Genomic DNA, 22345 nt, shown 5'->3' with positions numbered 1-22345 from the left:
CAGCCAATTGCACTAAGGCTTAGTGCGTAATCTCAAGGATCGCGTGGCTACGCGCTTGTACTTCCTTGTAGCGCTCGGCGTCTTGCGCCAGCACCGGGCCTAGGGCCGGGAAGATTTCCTTGAGTTTGGTGCTCCACTGTTCAGTTTTCAGCTGTTCGGCGAAGCAGCGGCGGATCAGGTCGAGCATGATCGACACGGTTACCGAAGCGCCTGGGGACGCGCCCAGCAGGGCCGCCATGGAGCCGTCAGCCGCAGCCACCAACTCAGTACCGAACTGCAGCACGCCGCCTTTCTTCGCGTCTTTCTTGATGATCTGCACGCGCTGCCCGGCAATTTCCAGGCGCCAGTCGCTGGCTTTGGCTTCTGGGTAGAAGGCCCGCAGGCTTTCCAGGCGCTGGTCCTGGGACTGCAGCACTTCTTTGACCAGGTAACGGGTCAGGTCGAAGTTGTCGCGAGCCACCGCCAGCATCGGCGCGATGTTGTTGAAACGAATCGACAACGGCAGATCAAGGAACGAGCCACGCTTGAGGAACTTGGTGGTGAAGCCGGCGTAAGGGCCGAACAGCAGCGACTTGTTGCCGTCTACTACGCGGGTATCCAAGTGCGGCACCGACATAGGCGGCGAGCCCACGGCGGCCAGGCTGTAAACCTTGGCTTGGTGCTGTTTCACCACTTCTGGGTTATCGCAGCGCAGCCACTGGCCGCTTACTGGGAAACCGCCGAAGCCTTTGCCTTCCGGGATGCCGGACAGTTGCAGCAGCGGCAGGGCCGCGCCGCCGGCGCCTAAGAAGACGAACTTGGCTTGCAACTGACGGCTATTGCCGTTTTGCTGATCTTTAACCGTAACGCGCCAACCCTGGCCGTTACGCTCCAGGCCAACGACTTTCTGGCTGCAGCTGACTTTGGCGTTTTCTTGCTGGCCAAGGTGTTGCAGCAGGTTTTGCGTGAGGGCGCCGAAGTTGACGTCGGTGCCGCCCAGCACGCGGGTGGCGGCGATCGGCTCGTTAGGATCGCGGCCTGGCATCATCAGTGGCATCCACTGCTGCATGGTGGCGCGGTCCTCGATGTATTCCATCGAGGCGAAGGCGTGGTGCGGAGTCAGCGCGTCAAAGCGCTTTTTCAGGTAGCTGATACCTTTTTGTCCGCGGACAAAGCTCAGGTGTGGCACTGGGTTGATAAAGCTTTTCGGCGAGCCGAAACGGCCTTTCTCAACTAAGTAGGCCCAGAACTGTTTGGACTCTTCGAACTGAGTGTTGATGTGTACGGCTTTTTTGATATCGATAGAGCCGTCAGCCGATTCCGGCGTGTAGTTCAGCTCACACAGACCGGCATGGCCGGTGCCCGCGTTGTTCCACGGGTTAGAGCTTTCCAGTGCACCGGAGGCCATCATCTCGAGCACTTCCAGCTTGATAGCTGGATCGAGCTCTTTGAGCAGAGCGGCCAAAGTTGCACTCATAATGCCGGCACCAACCAGCACCACATCCACTGTTTCGTAATCGTTTTGCGCCATTGCCGCTTCTCCGCAAACCAGTACTCAAAAGGACCTTAACTAGCCTGTGTAAACACTGCCAATCAGCAGGCGCCGAGAGACTCAGGGTTGCAAGAAACAGGCTTCTGGGGGCAGATGCCAACCGTGAGATCGTTCATTTTCGCCACACTCTTGTGAAGTTTTTCCAACCGTTTTTTTCACGCTCTTTTGGAGTCGTGAAGCTCAAGTCGCGGCTATCCAAGGCTCACTACTAACTGTGCGCACGCTTTGATGCAGAACACCAAGGCAGAACAAAGGCAGTGGCGGCCAACGCTGGCAGCGCGAAATGGGTGACTCTCTGGGGGGGTAGTTGATGAAGGTGCATCAGTACTACGACAAGACCCTAACCAGGAGGTGCCCTTATAATTCGGGCGCGATTATAAGGGCAAAGCTAGAAAATTGATCGCCTGTACTGAGTTTTCTTGTCTAGTTGTGCACCTGCTGAGCCCGGCGAAAAGAGCGGGATTAGCGCCTGTTTGTGCTGTGTTTGAGCGCCCTAAAGCCGGTTCTAGAGGCTTCGGTCAATTTCGTCGAGGCCCCGTCAGCGTTGCTCTGGCGGCGAATAGGAGGGCTTGTGATGGCGCGCTAAGGTCTTTGCGGGACTGGCCAATGGCCTGCCAGTACCGGCTTGAGGCTTGGGCGACTAAAGTCTTACGCCTGCGTGGGCATGCGCGGCGGTGGAACCCCGAGGCGCTTCGGGCGTCCTAGCAAGCAGCGCTGTCAGGCAAGAGGTCGGCTGGGTATACTGCGCCACAATTCTGCCCCACCCCGTGTATGTATGGAGAAATGAGCATGCTGCATCGTCTTTTATTTACCGCCTTGGCTGTTGCCAGCCTCACTTTGGTGGGTTGTGCTCACAGTCCTCAGCAGCTTAGCCCAGAGCCAAAATTGACCAGCCAACTGGCGCCAGTCGGTCACGGTCAGCCTGTGGCTGTAAAAGTAGTCGACGGGCGTACCTCGCCAGTGCTGGGCACACGCGGTGGTCTGTACCCGGAAACCAGTTCGATCAGCGTTGCCGCCAACAATGTTCTGCCTAAGCTGCAAGCGCAGGCTGAAACCGCGTTGCGTCTGCTGGGCTTCACCCCAAGCGCCAATGCGTATAACGCGCCGCAACTGACCCTGACCCTGTCGCAGCTGAAGTACCAGTCGCCTAAAGATGACCTGTATGTCACTGAGGCCGACATGACCGCCAGCCTGCGCATTGACGTGCAAAACAGCGGCCGTCGTTACAGCGGCAACTACGGCGCCTCGCTGAGTCAGCGTTTTGGTATGGCGCCGAATCAGGACACCAACACCAAGTTGGTCAGCGATGTGCTCAGCGATGCGCTGACCCGCGCGTTTAAAGATCCGGCGGTGGCGCAACTGCTCGCGCAGTAACTGCCCAGCGCAAAAAAAGCCCGGCCTAGGTCGGGCTTTTTGTTGTCTGGATGATTGCTAGGCGCGCCGGTAAGACAGTGTTACAGGCCGTGCAAGGGGTGCGACGTATCGCCACGGCCCTTGGTCGTAAGGCAGTTCTTGGCCCTTGTCACGCCTCGTAAAATGGCGCCCGTACCGACCTGCTGTAGTACGCCTTGCAGGGCTGGACAGTCATTTTATTGGGTTGAGGTTGTTATGTCCGTTCAAGCGCTGGGTGCGCTCATCGGTGGTCGTTATGCCATTTACGCGGCGTGGATTAACGCACTGGCATTGTTCTTAGCCGTGGCCGGCTCTTGGTTGTTAGTGGCCACACGCATCCGGTATAGCCGCGCCATGGCGCGGGTCGCGGCCAAGGGTAAACAGGCCGGCGGTTATGGCATGGATGCCGCGACTGCGCGGATCAACCGCTTCTTTACCAGCTTCGGCGCCGCTTGCTTGGGTTTGGCCCTGGCCGTTTCTTGGTTCAGCACTCAGCTGTAGAGGTGGCCGGCAGTGGGCTGCCGGCCATGTGCCGGGGGTTATAGCGGCAGGCCGGCTTTGATGCGGTATTGATTACGCACGGGCGTGGCGTACTGCACGATCAGGTAGGGTTGTTGCTCTGCGGGGCAAGCCGCCAAGCGCCGTTGCCACTCGCTTTGCGCTTGGGCCAGTTCGGCGGCAGCGAACAGCTCTGCGGCGTCCGGGACGGCCAGCAACGGATCGCGCTCGCTCCACATGGCGTAGGCCAGATAATGCACTGGGAACAAGCGATAGCCGCTGAGGATCTGCTGGTCCACCTGCGCAGCCAGTTGTTTGCTGTCTTCCAGGCCCTGGCTGACTTGTTCACTGAAGTGGATGTGCACGCGGCCTTTATAGCCGGTGATGCCGAGGGCGATGCTCTTATCGTCCTCACCAGCCACTTTGTTGTAGCTGCCGGTGCTGGCGCGGATAAACATTTCCCGTGCTTTGGCCAGGTCACAGGGATCGTACTCGTAGCTGATCGCTACCGGAATCAGGTGCAGGCTGTTGATCACCTCGGCGAAGGGCTCATCCTTGCGGCTCATATGAAACATCTTGAGGATCGCTGAGTCGGTGCGGTCGTCACCGTCTTTGGCGCGGCCCTCAGCCTGAGCGATCCAGATCGATTCGACGTCATTGCGGATCGAGTGATTGATATAGGCCGACAGCAGTTGGTAGGCCGCCAGCTTTTCCCGGCGCCCGGTCAGGGAGCGGTGCACGATAAAGCTTTTGTTCAGGCGCATCAGGTCGCTGACAAAGGGCTTTTGCAGCAGGTTATCGCCAATGGCGATACGCGGCGTCGGCAGCCCTGCGTGATACACGGCGTAGTTGACGAACGCCGGGTCCATGACGATATCGCGGTGGTTAGCCAGCAGCAGGTAAGCCTTGCCGGCTTGCAGGTGTTCAATCCCGGAGTAGGTGATGCCATCGGTGGCGCGCTCGATGGTGTTATCTACATAGCCTTCGATGTGTTCTTGCAGATCAGCCACCGAGCGGACGTGGCGAAACTTGGCGCGCAGGCGCAATGCGACCAAAGGTTTGAGCAACCAGCCAAAGGGGCCGGCCAAGCGCGGGAAACCGAACTGGGTAATGATCTTGAGAAAGGCGTCGTCAGCCAACAGGCGGGCTAAAACAGCGGGGACCTCGGCGTCGGCGTAAGGTCGGATGGAATCGAATTCGCCCATCATGTTCTCTTGTTAGGGGTGATGGTAAACAGGTGCTTTCAGGCTGGGCCGGAGCCGCTGGCCGTCACGCGCAGTGACTAATAAAGTGGCGATTATACGCGCAACTGGCGTCTGTGCCGTGGCACAGGCCTCGCGCATTATAAGGCGGCCAGGCGCAGCGTGCAGTGTGTGCTGGGTCTAATCATGCACCGATAGGACAAGTTTTATTTAGCGCAGATGCTCCCCGCCCACCGTCTTATCCCAGCTGTGCGGCGGGCTCTGCTAAGGTAGGCGCTGTTTTGAGTTGAGTCATTGAGCCAAGCATGTGTGGACGTTTTGCCCTGTTCCGTTGGACCCCGGCCTTTGCCGCGCTGCCCGGTTTTCCCGCCGATCAGGCGCCGCACTGGAGCATTGCGCCGCACAGTCAGGTGTTGCTGCTGCGTGAGGTGGATGGCCAGCGCCAGTTAGCCCGGGCTCGTTGGGGCCTGACGCCGCCTTGGCTCACCGATATGACGAAAACTCCAGCCCACGCCCGGGCTGAAACCGTGGCTGAGCAGCCGATGTTTCGCGAAGCCTTTCGCCAGCGCCGTGGCTTAGTTGCCGCCAACGGGTTTTATGAGTGGCGCGGCACGGCGCGTAAACGGCCGTTTTGGCTCACCGCAGAGGCCAGCCCGCTGTATTTCGCGGCGATCTGGGAGGCTTACCCGGTGGCAGGGGCGAGCTATTTAAGCGTGGCCTTGGTGACCTTGCCGGTGGCGACCCAGCGCCGACCGCTGTTGCTGGACGAAGCGGGGCAGGCCGCGTGGTTGAATCCCGCCACGGACTTGGCCGATTTGCACGCCTTGCTCGGCAGTCCCCAGCCGCAGTTGCGCGAGCGGGTGCTGGCTAACTTCATCAATGACCCTAAGTTGGACGCACCAGAGTGTCTGACCCCGGGCTAGGCGCGCAGTAACCCAGGCATCAACATAAAAAAGGCGCGATCTGCTAACAGATCGCGCCTTTTGCTTGAGCCCTTGGGCTTAGACGCGGAACTGATTAATCAGCCGTCGTTGCTGCTCGGCCAAGCGGGTCAGCTGCGCGCTGGCCTGGCTGGCTTCGTCGGCGCCGGCGGCCACTTCGTTGGCGACTTGACCGATGTTGGTGACGTTGCGGTTGATGTCCTCCGCCACTGCGCTTTGCTCCTCGGCGGCGCTGGCGATTTGGGTGTTCATGTCGTTGATCACCGACACCGCCTGGGTGATGGCCTCCAGCGAGTTAGCCGCTTCGTTGGCGTGTTGCACGCTGTCGTTGGTTTTCGCTTGGCTCTGCTCCATCACTTGCACCACTTCACGGGTGCCGTTTTGCAGTTGCTGGATCATGCTCTGGATTTCTTCGGTGGCTTGCTGGGTTTTCTGTGCCAGGTTACGCACCTCATCGGCCACCACAGCAAAGCCGCGCCCTTGCTCGCCGGCGCGGGCCGCTTCAATCGCGGCGTTAAGCGCGAGCAGGTTGGTCTGCTCGGCAATGCCACGAATGGCTACCAGGATCGCGTTAATGTTTTCGCTGTCCTTGGCCAAGGTTTGCACCACGCCCACCGCACGGCCCATTTCCTGGGCCAGGGCGCTGATGGCTGAGGCGGTTTGTTGCACGGTGTGCTTGCCTTGGTTGGCGGCCAGGTCGGCATTGTTGGCGGACTCCGCAGCCAGGGTGGCGTTGCGCGCCACATCCTGAGCGGTGGCCGTCATCTCGTGCACGGCGGTGGCGACCAGCTCGATTTCGGCCAGCTGTTTCTGCATGCCTTGGTTGGTGCGGATGGCGATATCGGCAGTGTGCTCGGAGGAGTCGCTGACATGCTGCACCGAGGCCACTACATCGCGAATCATCAATTGCAGCTTACTTAAGAAGGCATTGAAGCCATTGGCGATTTGCCCCAGCTCGTCACTGCGCTGCACCTGCAAGCGGGCCGTGAGATCGCCATCACCTTTGGCGATGTCATCCAGCATGCTGACCATTTGCTTGAGCGGGCGGGCAATGCCGTAGCCGACAAACCAGATCACCAGCAGGCCGATGGCTGCAATCAGCAGACCGACTAAGGTCATGCCCAGGGTGTCGTTGTTGGCGCGCTCGCTGAGTTGTTGTTGCAGCGTTTGCAGTTCAGCAAACACGGCTGAGCTGGGCAGCACTACGGCGAGGGTCCACTGGGTGGCGGTACCTGAGACTTTAAACGGCAGCAGCACCTCGAAAACTTCGCGCTCTGGATTGAGGTTGATCAGCGCTTGATCGGCCTTGGCGCCGCTAATCCGGGCGAGTAGGGCGCTATCGAGGGTTTTGCTTGCGGGCTGGCCAATCAGACTGGCGTCTTTACTGGCGGCGATCAGGGTGCCATTGGCGGCAATCAGCGCCATTTCACCGGCGCCGTCATACAGGTTGCCGTTAGCTTTAACCAGCAGGCCCTGGATAAAGTCCAGGGGCAGGTCATTGCCTACGATGCCTTTGAATTGGCCGTTGACCAACACCGGGGCGTTGAACGATGCCACTAGGATTTGCTTGTCGCCGTACTCATAGGATGCAGGGTCGACCACACAGGGCTGTTTGCTTTGTTTCACGCACAGGTAGTACTCACCCTCACGCACCCCAGTGGGCAGCAGCTTTTCGCTTTCCATGGCTTGTGCTTCTAGGGCGAGCACTTTCAACTCGCTGCCGTCGCGGTACCACCAAGGCATAAAGCGCCCGGTCTGGTCGTAGCCTTGCTCAGTGAGGCCGGCATAGACGCTGTCTTGGTCGTCGAAGGCATTGGCTTCCCAGCCGATGTAGATATCCAGCAGGTGTGGATTATCTTGCAGATAGCGCCGCGCCAGCTGCGACAGCTCCTCGCGCGTCATATTGAGGGCCTTGCCGCTATCGGTTTGCGTCGCCATATGGCTATTGAGGGTGGCGATGGACTTGGCCAAGGTCATAGGCGCATCAAACTGATGCTCCAAACGCGCCACTTCGGCCTGGGCCAGCGAACTAAGACGCTGCTCGATAACCTGCTGGAGCAAGCCCTGAGTACTGTCGTGAACCAATTTCTGCGTGTGCGAGGCGGCAAACAGGGCATACAGCACCAATGCGGCGACCACCGCGAGCACACTGGCTCCGGCGAATACGAGAACAGAAAACTGAATGGACTTAAAGCGCATTTAGAACTCCATCTTGGCGACATCCTGTTCGCCTGTTATCGGCAGGGCGGGCAATGTATTAAGGCCTTTCGAACGACGCTGTGAGCGTGCCACACCCAGCATAGCTGGTTTGTCTGGATGCGCAGGCAAAATGCCATCTAGCGTCAAGTCTCGCCTAGGGATTGTTCCGCGTCGGACGGGCCACTAGGATGAGGCCAGTTTTTTTCAGGAGTTGGACGATGCGACATTTATCTGCGGCGGCTGTGCTGGGTACAGCCCTAACCTTGGCTGCTTGCCAGGCGGTCAACACCACCAGTGGCGGGGCCGTAGGGGTTGAGCGCAAGCAATATATGTTCAGTATGTTGTCGACCGATGAAGTCAATCAGATGTACGCCCAGTCTTACCAAGAGACGGTAAGTACCGCGTCTAATAAAGGTGAGTTGGATAATTCCAGCGCCAATGCCAAGCGTTTACAGGCCATTGCTGATCGCCTGATCAAGCAGGCCACGGTGTTCCGCCCGGATGCTGCGCAGTGGGATTGGCAGGTCAACCTGATTAAGAGCGATGAGCTCAACGCCAACTGTGGCCCCGGCGGCAAGATTATTTTCTATACCGGGATCATCGACAAACTCAACCTTAGCGATGATGAAATTGCGGCGGTGATGGGCCATGAGATCGCCCATGCCTTACGTGAGCATGGGCGTGAGGCGATGTCCAAGGCCTACGGCATTGAGCTGACGAAAAAAGGTGCCGGTGCGTTGCTCGGCTTGGGTGCCGACAGCATGGCCCTGGCTGACGCCGCGGTGCAGTACGGGATGACCTTGCCCAATAGCCGGGCCAATGAAAATGAGGCCGACTTGATCGGTCTGGAGCTGGCCGCGCGGGCGGGCTATGACCCCAATGCCGCGGTAACCCTGTGGCAAAAAATGGCTTCTGCCAGTGCCGGCTCCAGCCCGGAGTTTATGAGCACCCACCCGTCATCGAGCAATCGCATCAGCGCCTTGCAAGCGGCCATCCCCAAAGTCATGCCGTTGTACCAACAGGCGCGCTAAGTCAGGCACGTCGAGACTTAAGGCAGGGCTTTCGCCGCGTAGGTTTGTGCGCTGAGCCCTAGCTGCGCGCGCAGGCTTTCCATATCAAAGATGGTGCAGATTTCTTCGATCTGGTTGCTTGGGTTGAAGGTCCAGAAGGCCATGGCGGCGATACTCAGCACTTTGTCACTGGCCGGCAAGCCGAAAGCGGGCTTGCTGAGGGTGCCGATCATGGTGCTCCACGTCACCACTTTGGAGCCTTCGGCGATGCATTCCTCCACCACCACTTCGATGTCAGGCATGGCGTCACGCACTTCGCTGATTAACTTGGCAAAGCCGGTGCTGTTAAGGGGTTGGCTGACAAAGGCGCTTTTGTAGATGAAGTCCGGGCTGTGCAGATGCTCGGCTAGGGCTGTGCGGCCCTTATTCCAGCTTAGGGCGATGTGCTGCAGCACCAGCTTTTTGCGTTCTTGCAACGGCATGCAGTCTTCCTTGCGACAGATTGGCTGCATTAAGTAATACACCAATCTGCCGTAAGGGCCCGACCAAGGTTGGCAAAATGCCAGTCCCTTGGCATTTTTCGGCGTTTACAGCAGGCCGCTAAATTTTAGTGCTTGGTAGCCGGCGTATACCGCCAGGGCGGCAAAGGCGCAGGCGGCGAGGCGACGAATCAAGGTCAGCGGCAAGCGATCTGCGGCAAAGTTGCCGGCCAGAACCACCGGTACGTTGGCCAGCAACATGCCGAGAGTGGTGCCGATTACCACCAGAATGAAGTGCGGGTACTGCGCGGCCAGCATCACTGTCGCGACTTGGGTTTTGTCGCCCATCTCCGCGAGGAAGAACGCAATCAGGGTCGTGAGGAAGGGGCCATAGCGTTTAAAGCTGGAGCTTTCATCGTCGTCCAGTTTGTCCGGCACTAATGTCCACAGGGCGACGGCCACGAAGCTGGCGGCGAGAATCCAGCTAAGAGTGGCTGGCGAGAAGAAGCTCGCCACCCAGTTGCCTACAGCACCGGCGACAAAGTGGTTGGCAATGGTCGCCACGATGATGCCGAGAATGATCGGCAGGGGTTTGCGAAAACGCGCTGCCAGCAGTAACGCAAGCAGTTGTGTTTTGTCGCCAATCTCAGCGAGGGCGACGATACCTGTGGGTACAAATAGGGATTCAAACATCAAGCTTCCTATAGGGGCGGGTCAACACGGCTATGACACGTACAGCCTCCCCGCCCCGGGTAAGGTGTGCGTGTCATAGGTCTGGTCAAACCGCAGGCCCTTCGGTAAAGGCCTTGGTCGTATGCGCCATGCTCTGCGGAGCAAGTATGTTGACGCGTACCGGGCGAGCGGGCGCTCGCGGGAGACTACTCCCCTAGGACGGGGCCTATTCTGCCCGCGTGCAGGACTTAGGGCAAGCCCTCGGTTAGTTTTTCACCGCACGGTAAATGCTAAAGCCCTTGTCTTGCGCCAGGGTTTGGCAGGGGCCCAGATGCTCTTCGATCAGCGGCGGGTAACGCAGGAAACTGTTGGCCACCAGCCGTAGTTCACCTTTGCTGGCCAAGTGCAGGCGGGCCTGGCGCAGCAGTTGTTCGCAGGCCTGGTAGTGGGTGTGTACACCCTGATGAAAGGGTGGGTTGCTGAGAATCAAGCTAAGGCCGCTGGGGGCCGCGTTGATGCCATCCCCGGCCAGTACTTGCGCCTCTAAACCGTTAGCGGCCAAGGTCAGGCGGCTGCTGGCGATGGCGAAGGCATCGACATCCAGCATGCTGACTTGGCAGTGTGGATAGCGGCGTTTGAGCACCGCGCCGAGCACGCCTGCGCCGCAGCCGAAGTCGAGCAGATGGCCGCTGGGCAGGTTGTCTAAGTGTTGCAGCAGCAGAGCGCTGCCGACATCCAGGCGGCCATGGCTGAATACGCCGGGTAGGCTCATCACTGTTAGCGGGCCATCGGCCAGTGGCAGTTCGTAGCGCTGAGCCAGGCTATTCAGGTCGGGCTTGGCAGGGCAGTGCTCAACCCGTACTTGCCAGAGTTGGCAATGGCGCGCGCTATCAAGCTTGCGGGCACGCCCGTAGCTGCTCAGTTGCTTGGCGGCACGTTCGATGCCCGCACGTTTCTCACCGACTAAATAGAGCAAGCCCCCGGGTAACTGGGCGGCCAGGCAGGCGAGTAAATAGTCGGTGAGCTCGCGGGACTTGGGTAGAAACAACACGGCGCTGGCAAATTCTGCCGGCCCGGCCTCGGTGCCGTAATGGCAGCGCCCGCTAAAGCGCGCATTGAGTTGTGCGTGATCGCCGGCGTGCCAGCTCCAGCCATGGGCTTGCGGCAGTTCGCCGAGCAGATCATCCGCCGCCAGACCCGCGAGCAAGAGCGGGCCCTGGAATAATTCGGCCTGGCGTAGCAAGACTTCGCTGCGCGGGTCCATAAGCGTCCTCGAGAAAATCGCCTAGCTTAGCTGACTACGCGCTGCGGGTCGCCGGCAAAAAAGCTGCGGGCATTTTCAGTGAGTTGAGTGACGATGCGCTGCCGTGCTTCACGGCTGCCCCAGGCGCTGTGCGGAGTGATGATCAGCCGCGGAATATCGGCAGCCAGCAGGGGGTTGCCGTCACGCGGAGGTTCTTGGCTGAGCACGTCGGTGGCGGCGCCGCCGAGCAGGCCGGCGCGCAGGGCGTCGGCCAAGGCTTGCTCGTTGATTAGGCCGCCCCGGGCGGTGTTGATCAGCAGGGCTTGTGGCTTCATCAGGCGCAGTTCGCGGGCGCCGATCAGGTCGCGGGTGTGTTCATTCAACGGGCAGTGCAGGGTGAGGGCGTCAACCTGTGACAGCAACTCATCCAATGGCAAACGGTCAGGCCGCGCCGGCCGTCCTGGCAGTTGGCCGAGTACGACGCGCATACCAAAGGCTTCGGCCAGGCATGCCACCGCGCTGCCCAGCTCACCGTGGCCCAGCAGTCCTAAGGTCTTACCGTGCAGCTCGATGATCGGATGATCAAGCAAGCAGAATTGCTGAGCCTGTTGCCAGGCCCCGGCGCGAATATCGGTTTGGTAGTCGCTTAGACGGGTGGCTAGCGCGAGCAGCAGCATCAAGGTGTGCTGCGCCACCGACGGCGTGCCATAGCCCTGGCAATTGCACACGGTGACGCCGTGGGCACGGGCGGCTGGCAGGTCAATGAGATTGGTGCCTGTTGCAGTAATCAGTACCAGCTTAAGGTCGGGGCAGGCGGCAAACACTTCGGCCGTCATGGGCACCTTATTGGTGATCGCCACCTGAATGTCTTGCAGGCGTTCAATGACTTGTGCCGCGCTGGTTTGCGGGTAGCGTTTGAGCTGGCTAAAGCACTGCTCAAGGGCTTGTAAATCAAGATCGCCGAGGTCCAGCGATGCGTGGTCGAGAAATACGGCTTGAGTGGGCTGAGTCATTGCTGCTGTCTATCCTGCGGGTTGGCGCCTGAGGTATGTTTGTCAGCCTACCAGATTAATTTTGAGGTCGCGCAGAGCATGTACTGGAATGAGTTTTTCGCGGTGGCATTGATTCATCTGTTGGCGGTGGCCAGTCCGGGCCCGGACTTTGCCGTGGTGGTACGCGAAAGTGTTGGCTATGGACGGCGCTGCGGGATGTTCTGCGCTTTAGGGGTGGGCTGCGGCATTAGCATCCATGTTGCTTACTCGCTGCTGGGGATCGGCTTGATCGTGTCGCAGTCGATCGTGCTGTTTAACCTGCTCAAGTGGTTGGCTGCGGCCTACTTGGTTTACATCGGCATCAAGGCGCTGCGGGCTAAGCCGGCGAGCAATGATGGCGAGGAGATTGCCCGTGAAGTCGGTCAGCGCTCGCCCCGGGCGGCGTTTATCGCAGGCTTTGTGACCAACGGCTTGAACCCTAAAGCGACGCTGTTCTTCCTGTCGCTGTTCACTGTGGTGATTGATCCGCACACGCCGCTGCTGGTGCAGGGCGGCTACGGTCTGTATCTGGTTGCCGCCACGGCGCTGTGGTTTTGCATGGTCGCTCAAGTGTTCAGTCAGCAGCGCGTGCGCGCAGGCTTTGCCCGCTTGGGGCACTGGTTCGATCGTTTGATGGGCGTAGTGCTGGTGGGCTTGGGGATCAAGCTGGCGCTGACCAAACTCAACTAGCTCTAACGACAACGCCCCGCATCAGCGGGGCGTTGGGTATGGCGCAAGCGGGCGTTAGTCGTCCTTGCCTTTGTTGCGCATCACGCGCTGCACTTCGCGGTCGGCGTCGCGCTCTTTCAGGGTGTGGCGTTTATCGAAATCTTTTTTACCCTTAGCCAGGGCAATTTCGCATTTGACCAGGTGCGCCTTCCAATACAGCGACAGGGCCACGCAGGTGTAGCCCTTCTGCTGCACGGAGCCAAATAGCTTATTCAGCTCGCGCTTGTTCAGCAGCAGCTTGCGTGTGCGCGTAGGGTCGGCAATCACGTGGGTGCTGGCGGTTTTCAGCGGGGTGATGTGGCAGCCCATCAGCCAAGCTTCGTCGTCTTTGAGCAGCACGTAGCTGTCGACTAACTGAGCTTTGCCAGCGCGCAGACTCTTCACTTCCCAGCCAGACAGGACCAAGCCCGCCTCGAACTTGGATTCGACGAAATAGTCATGCATCGCCTTTTTGTTTTGAGCGATGTTGCCTTGCGGATGTTTCTTTTGTTTAGCCATAGGGCGCGCATTATAGGCAGTCATCGCGCCTAACGCTATGTGTGGCGAGTGGCAATGCACACGCCTAGGGCTTGCGTGAAAATGGTTAAGCGCGCCTTAGCTGGGTATTATTAGCGCCACTGCCGTTCCCTCGGCTGCTACTCGTGTGTAAGGGTGGCATTAAGCTTTGCTCGGCAGTGCCTGATTTCTCGTGGTTGGGCTAAGTGCTTCGACCCTGTCCGCAGTCTCGGCAGCTATGCTGATCTGCACCTGCTTAAGTGAAATGGTTGTTTATGAGTACCCATATCCAGCGTTCTGCGCTGCTGCCATACCCGGCCCAGGCGCTGTTTGATCTGGTCAATGATGTGGCCAGCTACCCGCAATTTCTTCCCTGGTGTTCGGCCAGTAGCGTGCTCGAAGCCAGTGAGACGCATATGCGCGCCAGTTTAGAGGTGGCCAAGGGCGGGCTTAGTTCGCGTTTTGTCACGGCCAATACCTTGGTGCCAGGTACCTCCATCCAGCTCAATCTGGAAGAGGGGCCGTTCACTCAGCTGTTCGGTCAGTGGGAATTTAAAGCGCTGGGCGATAAGGCCTGCAAGATCAGCCTGGATCTGACCTTTGACTATGCCGGGCCGCTGGTGCGCGCCACTCTGGGACCGTTGTTTAACCAGGCGGCCAATACCTTGGTCGATGCCTTTTGCCAGCGGGCTAAGCAGCTGTATGGCTGAGGCAGCTATTGTGATCGAGGTGGTGTATGCCTTGGCGCATAAGCAAAAGCTCGTCAGTCTGACGGTGGCGCCGGGGACTACGGCGCGTCAGGCGGTGTTGCAATCGGGCTTGGCTGCTGAGTTCGCGGGTTTGGATCTGCAGAACAGCCATCTTGGGATTTTCGGCAAGGTTTTGCCTAAGCCTGAGGAGCGGGTGTTGCAGGCGGGGGAGCGGGTGGAGATCTACCGGCCACTGTTGGCTGACCCCAAAGAGGTGCGCAAGCAGCGCGCCGCTAAAGCGGCCTTGGCTAAGGCGCAAGAAGCGGCCTCCTGAGAGAGTGGCATGGTGCATAAAAAAGCCCGGAGTCATCCGGGCTTTTTTTATTGCAGCTGGCGCGCAGCGCTTACTGCGGGCTTGGGTCCAGCGGCTCTGGTGTCGGTACTGGCACCACGTGCACGTCATCGACTTCTTGCTGAATTTGCTCAAGCAGCGAACCGGGTTCTGGGCGCTCTTCAGGCTTGGCGCTCTGGCCTTCACCAAGGATCGATTGATCGCGGCTCACACCTGGCATAAAGTCGCCAGACAGGCTGACCAGTTGGTCGTCTTGGTTGAAGTTGAGACTGACGCGCTCTTGCAGGCGTTGACCGCCGCCAGGCTGAATGCTGTACAGGTAGTCCCAGCGATCAGTGTGGAAGGTGTCAGTCAGTAGCGGGTTACCCATGATAAACCGTACTTGTTTACGGGTCATTCCTGGGCGCAACTGGTCTATCATGTCTTGCGTCACGACATTGCCCTGTTGAATGTCGATTTTATAAACCCCGGGGAATGAACAACCGGCGAGTGCGAAGAGCCCCGTAAGGGTGAGGCTGGTCAGCAGGAGCTTGGTTTTTTGCATCGGAGGGTGACTTCCACTATCTTGGCTGGGCAATTTTATTCCCGGATCATACCCGCAATATGGGAAGCTGCGAAGCCGCTTCCACGAGAAAGCAAACCATGGTTGAAAATAACGAATTACGCAAGGCTGGCCTCAAGGTAACTTTGCCACGGGTCAAGATACTGCAAATGCTTGACTCAGCCGGTCAGCGCCATATGAGCGCTGAGGACGTTTATAAGTCGCTGATGGAAGCAGGTGATGACGTTGGCTTGGCCACTGTTTATCGCGTATTGACCCAGTTTGAAGCGGCCGGCTTAGTTGTGCGGCATAACTTTGACGGCGGTCACGCGGTATTCGAGCTGGCTGATAGCGGCCACCATGACCATATGGTTTGTGTCGAAACCGGCGAAGTTATTGAGTTCTTTGATACCGAGATTGAGAAACGGCAAAAAGAAATTGTGCGCGAGCATGGTTTTGAATTGGTCGATCACAATCTGGTGCTGTACGTGCGCAAGAAGATTTAATTGCGACTCAACAATAAAGGCGACCTCGGTCGCCTTTATTGTTTTAGTGTGCTGGGTTGCCCCAGTTTCAGTCTTTAAGCCTGTGCACTGCTGACCATTTGCCGGGCATGGGCCAGTGATTCTTCGGTCAGGTCGACGCCGCCGAGCATCCGCGCGATTTCTTCGACACGTTGCTGCGCGCTGAGCTTGCTTACGGCTGTGCGGGTGGCGTCGCTGTCGCGCAGTTTGTGCACAAACAGATGCTGATGGCCTTGCGCGGCTACTTGCGGCAAGTGGGTGACCGTCAGCACTTGGCCGCGCTCGCCAAGGCGGCGCAGCAGTTGCCCGACCACTTCTGCGGTGGGCCCGCCAATCCCTACGTCGACTTCATCGAAGACTAAGGTTGGCACTCGCGAGGTCTGTGCGGTGATGACCTGAATCGCCAGGCTGATCCGCGACAGTTCGCCACCGGAGGCTACCTTGGCCAGTGGTTTGAGCGGCTGACCCGGGTTGGCGCTGACCAAAAACTCCAGTTGATCGAGGCCGTGCGGTTGCGGATCGGCCGTGCCGGTTGCTGTCAGGGCGATGGTGAAGCGCCCGCCGGGCATGCCCAGGCTCTGCATCTCGGCTTCCACCGCGCTGGCCAGTTGGCTGGCGGCATTGTGGCGCAGGGCGCTGAGTTCGCTGGCTTTCTCTTGGTAATGACGCTCGAAAGCGGCCAGCTCTTCGCTCAGGCGCTCGGCGGCCTGATCGTCAGCGTTAAGGCCCTCTAATTCCTCAAACAACTGTTGCTGCTTGCTGGCCAGCTCACTGGGGTGAATACGGTGTTTGCGTGCCAAGGTATAGATGGTGTCGAGGCGCTCTTCGAGGCGTTGCAGGCGCTCTGGGTCGGCCTCGAAGTGATCGAGGAAGCGATTCAGCTCGCCGACCGCTTCTTCTACTTGGATCTGCGCGCTCGCCAGTAGATTGGCGGCTTCACTCAGTGCGCCCGGCTGGCCTTGGAAGGCGCTCAGGCGATTGAGACTGCTGGTCAGCGCCGACAGCACATTGCCAGCGTCGCTCTCGCTGCACTGTTCAATCACCACGCGACAAGCAGCAAGCAGGCTTTCGGCGTTAGTCAGGTTTTTATGTTCCTGCTCCAGTTGCTCCAGCTCATCCTCGCCCAGGCCGAGGTTCTCCAATTCTTCGAGTTGATAGCTGAGCAGTTGGTGGCGGGCGCGTTGGTCATCGCCGAGGTTGGCGACGCGTTCCAGCTCATTGCGCGTCTGTTTCCAGCGCTGCGCGGCCAGTTGCACTTGGCGCGCCAGCTCTTGGCTGCCGGCATATTCATCGAGCAGGCGGCGATGGGTGTCGGCCTTGAGCAGGGATTGGTGTTCATGCTGGCTGTGGATATCGATGAGCAGCTCGCCCAAGGCTTTGAGATCGCCTTGAGGGCAGGGGGTGCCGTTGATATAGCCGCGCGAGCGACCTTCGGCGGTGATCACCCGGCGCAGGATGCACGGCCCGTCGTTATCCAGATCGCGCTCGGCCAGCCATTTGCGCGCCTCGGGAATGTCGATGAGGTCGAAGCTGGCGAGGATGTCGGCCTTGTCAGCGCCTGGACGCACCACGCCGCTGTCCGCCCGATCGCCCAAGGTTAGGCCCAGGGCATCAAGCATGATCGACTTGCCGGCGCCGGTCTCGCCGCTAATTACGCTCATGCCAGCGTCCAGCTCAAGATCAAGGTGTTCAACGATGGCGTAATTGTGTACGGACAGGTGCACCAGCATGGCGAGGCCTCCGGAATTTTTGGTCTGGTTATTTATACAGTGTTTTTTCGTTATCTGACAATCCCGTGGTAGGTCCTTGAAACTACAAAACTTGGCCCCATATAACGGTCAGGAACGCAGGTTGAGGCTTGCGTCGAATTATCAGAGGAGAAAGGCATGGCTGACGAACAGACCCTGGATACGCAGAACCCTGAACTGGAAGGCGCTGAGCAAGCGCAGCCTGGGGATGATCTGGCTGCTCGCGTACAGACGCTAGAAGAGCAACTGGCTGCGGCGCAGGATCAGTCGCTGCGCATGGCTGCCGACCTGCAAAACGTGCGCCGTCGCGCCGAGCAGGATGTTGAGAAGGCGCACAAGTTCGCCTTGGAAAAATTTGCCAACGACTTGCTGCCCGTAGTCGACAGCCTGGAGCGCGGCCTGGAACTTTCCAACCCTGATGACGAAGCCATTAAGGCCGTACGCGAGGGCATGGAGCTGACGTTCAAGTTGCTGTTGGACACGCTCAAGCGTTTCAATCTGGATCAAGTCGATCCCCATGGTGCGCCGTTTAACCCAGAGCATCACCAAGCCATGGCGCTGGAAGAAAGCACCAATGTTGAGCCTAACACCGTACTGAAAGTGTTCCAGAAGGGTTACCTGCTTAATGGTCGTTTGCTGCGCCCCGCGATGGTGGTGGTGAGCAAGGCGCCGGCACAAGTTCCACCTTCTATTGATGAGCAGGCTTGAAATATTTCTTGCTGACCCCATTTAACAGTCAAGCGTTTTAGTGCTGCCGTTGCCGCCAAGAGCTAGCGACGGAAATATCCAAGTTTCGGGAGAGTAATAATGGGCAAAATTATCGGTATCGACCTGGGGACTACTAACTCCTGCGTCTCCATTCTGGAAAACGGTACAGTCAAAGTTATTGAAAACGCCGAAGGCGCGCGTACTACCCCTTCGATCATTGCGTATGCCAACGATGGCGAAATTCTGGTGGGGCAGTCGGCTAAGCGCCAGGCTGTGACTAACCCGCACAACACTCTGTACGCCGTTAAGCGTCTGATCGGTCGTCGCTTCGACGAAAACGTTGTGCAAAAAGATATCCAAATGGTGCCGTACAAAATCGCCAAGGCTGACAACGGTGACGCCTGGGTTGAAGTGAACGGCCAGAAAATGGCACCGCCGCAAATCAGCGCCGAAGTGCTGAAAAAAATGAAGAAAACCGCCGAGGATTACCTGGGCGAGCCTGTGACCGAGGCGGTCATCACTGTTCCGGCTTACTTCAACGACAGCCAGCGTCAAGCGACTAAAGACGCCGGCCGTATTGCGGGTCTGGACGTTAAGCGCATCATCAACGAGCCAACTGCTGCGGCACTGGCTTACGGTATGGACAAAGCCAAAGGCGACCACACCGTTATCGTTTATGACCTGGGCGGCGGTACTTTCGACGTCTCCGTCATCGAAATCGCTGAAGTTGACGGTGAGCACCAGTTCGAAGTGTTGGCCACCAACGGTGACACCTTCCTGGGTGGTGAAGACTTCGATATCCGTCTGATCGACTACCTCGTGGACGAGTTCAAGAAAGAAAGCGGCATCAACCTCAAAGGTGATCCGCTGGCCATGCAGCGCCTGAAAGAATCCGCTGAGAAAGCCAAAATTGAGCTGTCCTCCAGCCAGCAGACCGACGTTAACCTGCCGTACATCACTGCCGATGCGTCGGGTCCTAAGCACTTGAACGTGAAGATCTCCCGCGCCAAGCTGGAATCGCTGGTGGAAGACCTGGTGCAACGCACCATCGAGCCTTGCCGTACTGCGTTGAAAGACGCCGGTATCGACGTGGGTGCGATCAACGACGTGATCCTGGTCGGTGGTCAGACTCGTATGCCGCTGGTACAGAAAGCGGTTAGCGATTTCTTCGGCAAAGAAGCCCGTAAAGACGTTAACCCGGACGAAGCTGTGGCCATGGGTGCTGCGATCCAAGGCGCGGTACTGTCGGGCGACGTTAAAGACGTACTGCTGCTGGACGTCAGCCCGCTGACCCTGGGTATCGAAACCATGGGCGGCGTGATGACTGCGCTGATCGAGAAGAACACCACTATCCCGACCAAAAAGTCGCAAGTGTTCTCCACCGCTGACGATAACCAGGGCGCGGTGACCATTCACGTGCTGCAAGGTGAGCGTAAGCAAGCGAGCAGCAACAAGTCGCTGGGTAAATTCGACCTGGCTGAGATTCCGCCAGCGCCACGTGGTGTGCCGCAAATTGAAGTGACTTTCGACATCGACGCTAACGGCATCCTGCATGTAAGCGCCAAAGACAAAGCCACTGGCAAGTCGCAGTCGATCGTGATCAAGGCCAACTCCGGTCTGTCTGAGGAAGAAATCCAACAGATGGTCCGTGATGCCGAGGCTAACGCTGAGGAAGATCGCAAGTTCGAAGAGCTGGCCGGTGCTCGTAACCAGGGCGACCAACTGGTTCACGCCACCCGTAAGATGGTCACCGAAGCAGGCGACAAAGTGACTGCTGACGAGAAAACTGCCATCGAAGCAGCTGTGGCAGCGCTGGAAGTGTCGATCAAAGGCGACGATAAAGCTGACATCGAAGCCAAGATGACCGCTCTGTCGGAAGTGACCGCACCGCTGGCGCAAAAGATGTACGCCGAGCAGCCACAGCCAGGTGCTCAGGCTGAGGCCGGTGAGCAAGCCAAGGACGCTGGCGACGACGTAGTCGACGCTGAGTTCGAAGAAGTCAAAGACAACAAGTAAGCGCAAGCTTATGCCGCTCTGCCCGGGTGCAATGCAGGTTGCATCCGGCGCGATCCGCCACGCGGGAGCTTGCTCCCGCGTTGGCGTGTCTGGAGTAGACGATTTTAAGGTGCTGAAGACTTATGGCTAAACGTGACTATTACGAGGTGCTCGGTGTCGAGCGCGGCGCCGGCGAAGCGGAGCTGAAAAAGGCTTACCGCCGCTTGGCGATGAAGTATCACCCGGACCGCAATCCGGACGATAAAGACGCCGAAGAGAAGTTCAAAGAGGCCAACGAGGCCTACGAAGTGCTGTCTGACGCGAGCAAGCGCTCGGCCTACGACCAATACGGCCACGCCGGCGTTGATCCAAGCGCTGGTGGCGGCGGCTTTGGCGGTGGCGGCGGGGCGAACTTCTCCGATATTTTCGGCGATGTATTCAGTGACTTCTTTGGTGGTGGCGGTGGCCGCGGCGGCCAGCGTGGCGGTCCGCAGCGCGGCAGCGATCTGCGTTACACCCTGGAACTGGATCTGGAAGAAGCGGTACGCGGCACCACGGTCACCATTCGTGTGCCGACTTTGGTCAATTGCAAAACCTGCGATGGCTCGGGCGCGAAAAAGGGCACCAGTCCAGTGACCTGTACCACCTGCGCCGGTATGGGCCAGGTGCGCATGCAGCAAGGCTTCTTCTCGGTACAGCAAACCTGCCCGCGTTGCCACGGCAGCGGCAAGATGATCACCGACCCATGTGGCACGTGCCACGGCCAGGGCCGCGTCGAAGAGCACAAAACCTTGTCGGTGAAAGTCCCGGCTGGGGTGGATACTGGTGACCGTATCCGTCTGTCCGGTGAAGGTGAGGCCGGTGCCCAAGGCGGGCCTTCGGGTGATCTGTACGTGGTGGTGAACGTGCGTGAGCACGCGATCTTCCAGCGCGACGGCAAGCACCTGTACTGTGAAGTGCCGATCAGCTTCGCTGACGCTGCCCTGGGTGGTGAGCTGGAAGTGCCAACCCTGGATGGGCGGGTTAAGCTGAAGATTCCGGAAGGCACCCAGACTGGCAAAATGTTCCGCCTGCGTGGCAAGGGCGTAGCGCCAGTGCGTGGGGGTGGTGCTGGCGATCTGATGTGCCGCGTGGCGGTAGAAACGCCGGTGAATCTGGATCGTCGTCAGCGTGAGCTGCTGGAAGAGTTCCGCAACTCGCTGGACAGCGACAGTTCCCACTCGCCGAAGGCTAATGGTTGGTTTGAAGGCGTTAAGCGCTTCTTCGGCGACCTGTAAGTCAGAGGCCCACGCCGCGTGAGCGTTGGTTCACGGCGGCGTGCCTGGGTCATGTGAATTTAACCGCGTGGATCAAAGAGTTATGCAACGTATTGCTGTGATGGGCGCCGCTGGGCGTATGGGCAAAACCCTGATCGAGGCTGTGCAGGTGGTTGATGGTGCGCGCTTAAGTGCGGCCATTGATCGGGCAGACAGCAGCTTGGTGGGCGTCGATGTCGGCGAGCTGGTTGCCCAAGGTAAGGCGGGCGTGAGCCTGGTCGGCGATCTGGCGGCGGTGCTCGATCAGTTCGATGTATTGATCGACTTTACCCATCCCTCGGTGACGCTGAAAAACCTGCAGATCTGCCGTGATGCCGGCAAGGCCATGGTGATCGGCACGACAGGTTTCTCGGCAGAGGAAAAGCAGCAACTGGCGGACGCGGCTAAGCACATCCCGATTGTCTTTGCGGCCAACTTCAGTGTCGGCGTTAACCTCTGCCTCAAACTGCTGGATACCGCCGCGCGAGTGCTGGGTGATGACGTGGATATCGAGATTATCGAGGCCCACCACCGGCATAAAGTCGATGCACCGTCTGGCACGGCGCTGCGTATGGGCGAAGTGGTGGCTAATGCCTTGGGACGCGATCTGCAGAAAGTCGCGGTCTATGGCCGTGAAGGCCAAACCGGCGCCCGTGAGCGCGAAACCATCGGTTTTGCCACCGTGCGTGCGGGTGATGTGGTCGGTGATCACACCGTATTGTTCGCTGCTGAGGGCGAGCGCGTGGAGATCACGCATAAGGCTTCGAGCCGTATGACCTTCGCTAAAGGTGCGGTGCGCGCGGCCCTGTGGCTGCAAGAGCGCCCGGCAGGCTTGTACGACATGCAGGACGTTCTCGGTCTTAACTGAGGCATTGTGTCGCACTTTGCGGGTTTGTTGCTGACTTTGTCCCATCAGGCGGTGGACCAAAATGGCACTTTCCTGTAAGCTTTCTGCTTTAGTGTGTCCACTAAAGTTGCGCAGAATGAATCAGATAAAAGAGCGGGGTGACGGTTGTAACGTCATCCCGCTTTTTTACAATCTGCGTTTGCTTCACGATTTGATCTTCGGAG

21 protein-coding genes and 2 pseudogenes are annotated in these 22345 nt (G+C 58.7%); 12 read left to right on the top strand and 11 right to left on the bottom strand.

Annotated features, from left to right (window positions below; genetic code table 11):
• Positions 1-19: 19 nt before the first annotated feature.
• Entirely contained in the window at positions 20-1510 is a 1491-nt protein-coding gene (gene mqo, locus NTD81_RS17080; protein ID WP_262183868.1) for a malate dehydrogenase (quinone), read from the bottom strand.
• Between the two features lie 810 nt (positions 1511-2320).
• On the opposite strand from mqo, the gene NTD81_RS17075 reads away from it, so the two are divergent.
• Together NTD81_RS17075 and NTD81_RS17070 are read left to right on the top strand one after the other, a co-directional pair.
• Complete coding sequence (locus tag NTD81_RS17075; protein WP_262183867.1) at positions 2321-2905, top strand: YajG family lipoprotein; 585 nt, start codon at positions 2321-2323, stop codon at positions 2903-2905.
• Between the two features lie 234 nt (positions 2906-3139).
• Positions 3140-3424, top strand: coding sequence for a hypothetical protein (locus NTD81_RS17070; RefSeq protein ID WP_262183866.1), 285 nt, complete (start codon positions 3140-3142; stop codon positions 3422-3424).
• Between the two features lie 38 nt (positions 3425-3462).
• Here NTD81_RS17070 and NTD81_RS17065 read toward each other — a convergent pair whose 3' ends face one another.
• On the bottom strand, positions 3463-4626 hold the full coding sequence (locus NTD81_RS17065) for a 1-acyl-sn-glycerol-3-phosphate acyltransferase (protein ID WP_262183865.1): 1164 nt from the start codon (positions 4624-4626) through the stop codon (positions 3463-3465).
• Between the two features lie 302 nt (positions 4627-4928).
• Here NTD81_RS17065 and NTD81_RS17060 point away from each other — a divergent pair, with 302 nt between their 5' ends.
• Positions 4929-5546: an SOS response-associated peptidase gene (locus tag NTD81_RS17060; RefSeq protein WP_262183864.1), complete on the top strand. Its 618-nt coding sequence runs from the start codon at positions 4929-4931 to the stop codon at positions 5544-5546.
• Positions 5547-5624: 78 nt separating this feature from the next.
• Here NTD81_RS17060 and NTD81_RS21500 read toward each other — a convergent pair whose 3' ends face one another.
• Together NTD81_RS21500 and NTD81_RS21495 are read right to left on the bottom strand one after the other, a co-directional pair.
• Positions 5625-6380 (bottom strand): methyl-accepting chemotaxis protein, encoded by a 756-nt coding sequence (locus tag NTD81_RS21500; RefSeq protein WP_410017175.1) that lies wholly within the window; start codon positions 6378-6380, stop codon positions 5625-5627.
• Positions 6381-6482: 102 nt separating this feature from the next.
• Positions 6483-6683, bottom strand: a pseudogene (locus NTD81_RS21495) (HAMP domain-containing protein); the annotation flags it as partial.
• A 1298-nt stretch (positions 6684-7981) separates the two neighbouring features.
• Between NTD81_RS21495 and NTD81_RS17050 the strand changes: the two are divergent.
• Positions 7982-8794, top strand: a complete 813-nt coding sequence (locus tag NTD81_RS17050) for a M48 family metallopeptidase (RefSeq protein ID WP_262183862.1) — start codon at positions 7982-7984, stop codon at positions 8792-8794.
• 17 nt (positions 8795-8811) lie between these two features.
• Here the strand turns inward: NTD81_RS17050 and NTD81_RS17045 are convergent, their stop codons facing one another.
• The 4 genes from NTD81_RS17045 to NTD81_RS17030 all read right to left on the bottom strand — a co-directional run bounded on the left by NTD81_RS17045 (position 8812) and on the right by NTD81_RS17030 (position 12180).
• Positions 8812-9255 (bottom strand): ketosteroid isomerase-related protein, encoded by a 444-nt coding sequence (locus NTD81_RS17045; RefSeq protein ID WP_262183861.1) that lies wholly within the window; start codon positions 9253-9255, stop codon positions 8812-8814.
• A gap of 105 nt (positions 9256-9360) precedes the next feature.
• Positions 9361-9945 (bottom strand): TMEM165/GDT1 family protein, encoded by a 585-nt coding sequence (locus NTD81_RS17040; protein WP_262183860.1) that lies wholly within the window; start codon positions 9943-9945, stop codon positions 9361-9363.
• 244 nt (positions 9946-10189) lie between these two features.
• A complete protein-coding gene (locus tag NTD81_RS17035) occupies positions 10190-11188 on the bottom strand; it encodes a class I SAM-dependent methyltransferase (RefSeq protein ID WP_262183859.1) in 999 nt (332 codons plus the stop codon).
• Between the two features lie 26 nt (positions 11189-11214).
• A complete protein-coding gene (locus NTD81_RS17030) occupies positions 11215-12180 on the bottom strand; it encodes a 2-hydroxyacid dehydrogenase (protein WP_262183858.1) in 966 nt (321 codons plus the stop codon).
• Positions 12181-12258: 78 nt separating this feature from the next.
• Between NTD81_RS17030 and NTD81_RS17025 the strand changes: the two genes are divergently transcribed.
• Positions 12259-12888, top strand: coding sequence for a LysE family translocator (locus NTD81_RS17025; RefSeq protein WP_262183919.1), 630 nt, complete (start codon positions 12259-12261; stop codon positions 12886-12888).
• A gap of 54 nt (positions 12889-12942) precedes the next feature.
• Here the strand turns inward: NTD81_RS17025 and smpB are convergent, their stop codons facing one another.
• Entirely contained in the window at positions 12943-13425 is a 483-nt protein-coding gene (gene smpB, locus NTD81_RS17020; protein WP_262183856.1) for an SsrA-binding protein SmpB, read from the bottom strand.
• 272 nt (positions 13426-13697) lie between these two features.
• Here smpB and NTD81_RS17015 point away from each other — a divergent pair, with 272 nt between their 5' ends.
• Positions 13698-14132 carry a type II toxin-antitoxin system RatA family toxin gene (locus tag NTD81_RS17015; RefSeq protein WP_262183855.1) on the top strand — a complete coding sequence of 145 codons (435 nt, stop codon included), beginning with the start codon at positions 13698-13700 and terminating at the stop codon, positions 14130-14132.
• Positions 14125-14445: an RnfH family protein gene (locus NTD81_RS17010; protein ID WP_262183854.1), complete on the top strand. Its 321-nt coding sequence runs from the start codon at positions 14125-14127 to the stop codon at positions 14443-14445. The genes NTD81_RS17015 and NTD81_RS17010 overlap by 8 nt, the downstream gene beginning before the upstream one ends.
• Positions 14446-14515: 70 nt before the next feature.
• Here the strand turns inward: NTD81_RS17010 and NTD81_RS17005 are convergent, their stop codons facing one another.
• A complete protein-coding gene (locus NTD81_RS17005) occupies positions 14516-15007 on the bottom strand; it encodes an outer membrane protein assembly factor BamE (protein ID WP_262183853.1) in 492 nt (163 codons plus the stop codon).
• Positions 15008-15105: 98 nt separating this feature from the next.
• Between NTD81_RS17005 and fur the strand changes: the two genes are divergently transcribed.
• Entirely contained in the window at positions 15106-15510 is a 405-nt protein-coding gene (gene fur / locus NTD81_RS17000; RefSeq protein ID WP_262183917.1) for a ferric iron uptake transcriptional regulator, read from the top strand.
• Positions 15511-15584: 74 nt separating this feature from the next.
• On the opposite strand, the gene recN is transcribed toward fur, so the two are convergent.
• On the bottom strand, positions 15585-17258 hold the full coding sequence (recN, locus tag NTD81_RS16995; RefSeq protein ID WP_262183852.1) for a DNA repair protein RecN: 1674 nt from the start codon (positions 17256-17258) through the stop codon (positions 15585-15587).
• 147 nt (positions 17259-17405) lie between these two features.
• Between recN and grpE the strand changes: the two are divergent.
• From grpE to dapB, 4 genes and pseudogenes are all read left to right on the top strand, one after another.
• Positions 17406-17984, top strand: a pseudogene (grpE, locus tag NTD81_RS16990) (nucleotide exchange factor GrpE); the annotation flags it as partial.
• Between the two features lie 99 nt (positions 17985-18083).
• Complete coding sequence (gene dnaK / locus NTD81_RS16985) at positions 18084-20000, top strand: molecular chaperone DnaK (protein WP_262183850.1); 1917 nt, start codon at positions 18084-18086, stop codon at positions 19998-20000.
• Between the two features lie 122 nt (positions 20001-20122).
• A complete protein-coding gene (gene dnaJ / locus NTD81_RS16980; protein ID WP_262183849.1) occupies positions 20123-21256 on the top strand; it encodes a molecular chaperone DnaJ in 1134 nt (377 codons plus the stop codon).
• Positions 21257-21338: 82 nt separating this feature from the next.
• Positions 21339-22142 (top strand): 4-hydroxy-tetrahydrodipicolinate reductase, encoded by an 804-nt coding sequence (gene dapB, locus NTD81_RS16975; RefSeq protein WP_262183848.1) that lies wholly within the window; start codon positions 21339-21341, stop codon positions 22140-22142.
• The last annotated feature ends 203 nt before the right edge of the window (positions 22143-22345 follow it).

This window comes from Pseudomonas sp. 5P_3.1_Bac2, from assembly GCF_025465995.1.
Lineage (GTDB): Bacteria > Pseudomonadota > Gammaproteobacteria > Pseudomonadales > Pseudomonadaceae > Aquipseudomonas.
Note: the sequence above shows the minus strand (reverse complement) of the source record. Positions and strands in the feature narration are given on the sequence as shown.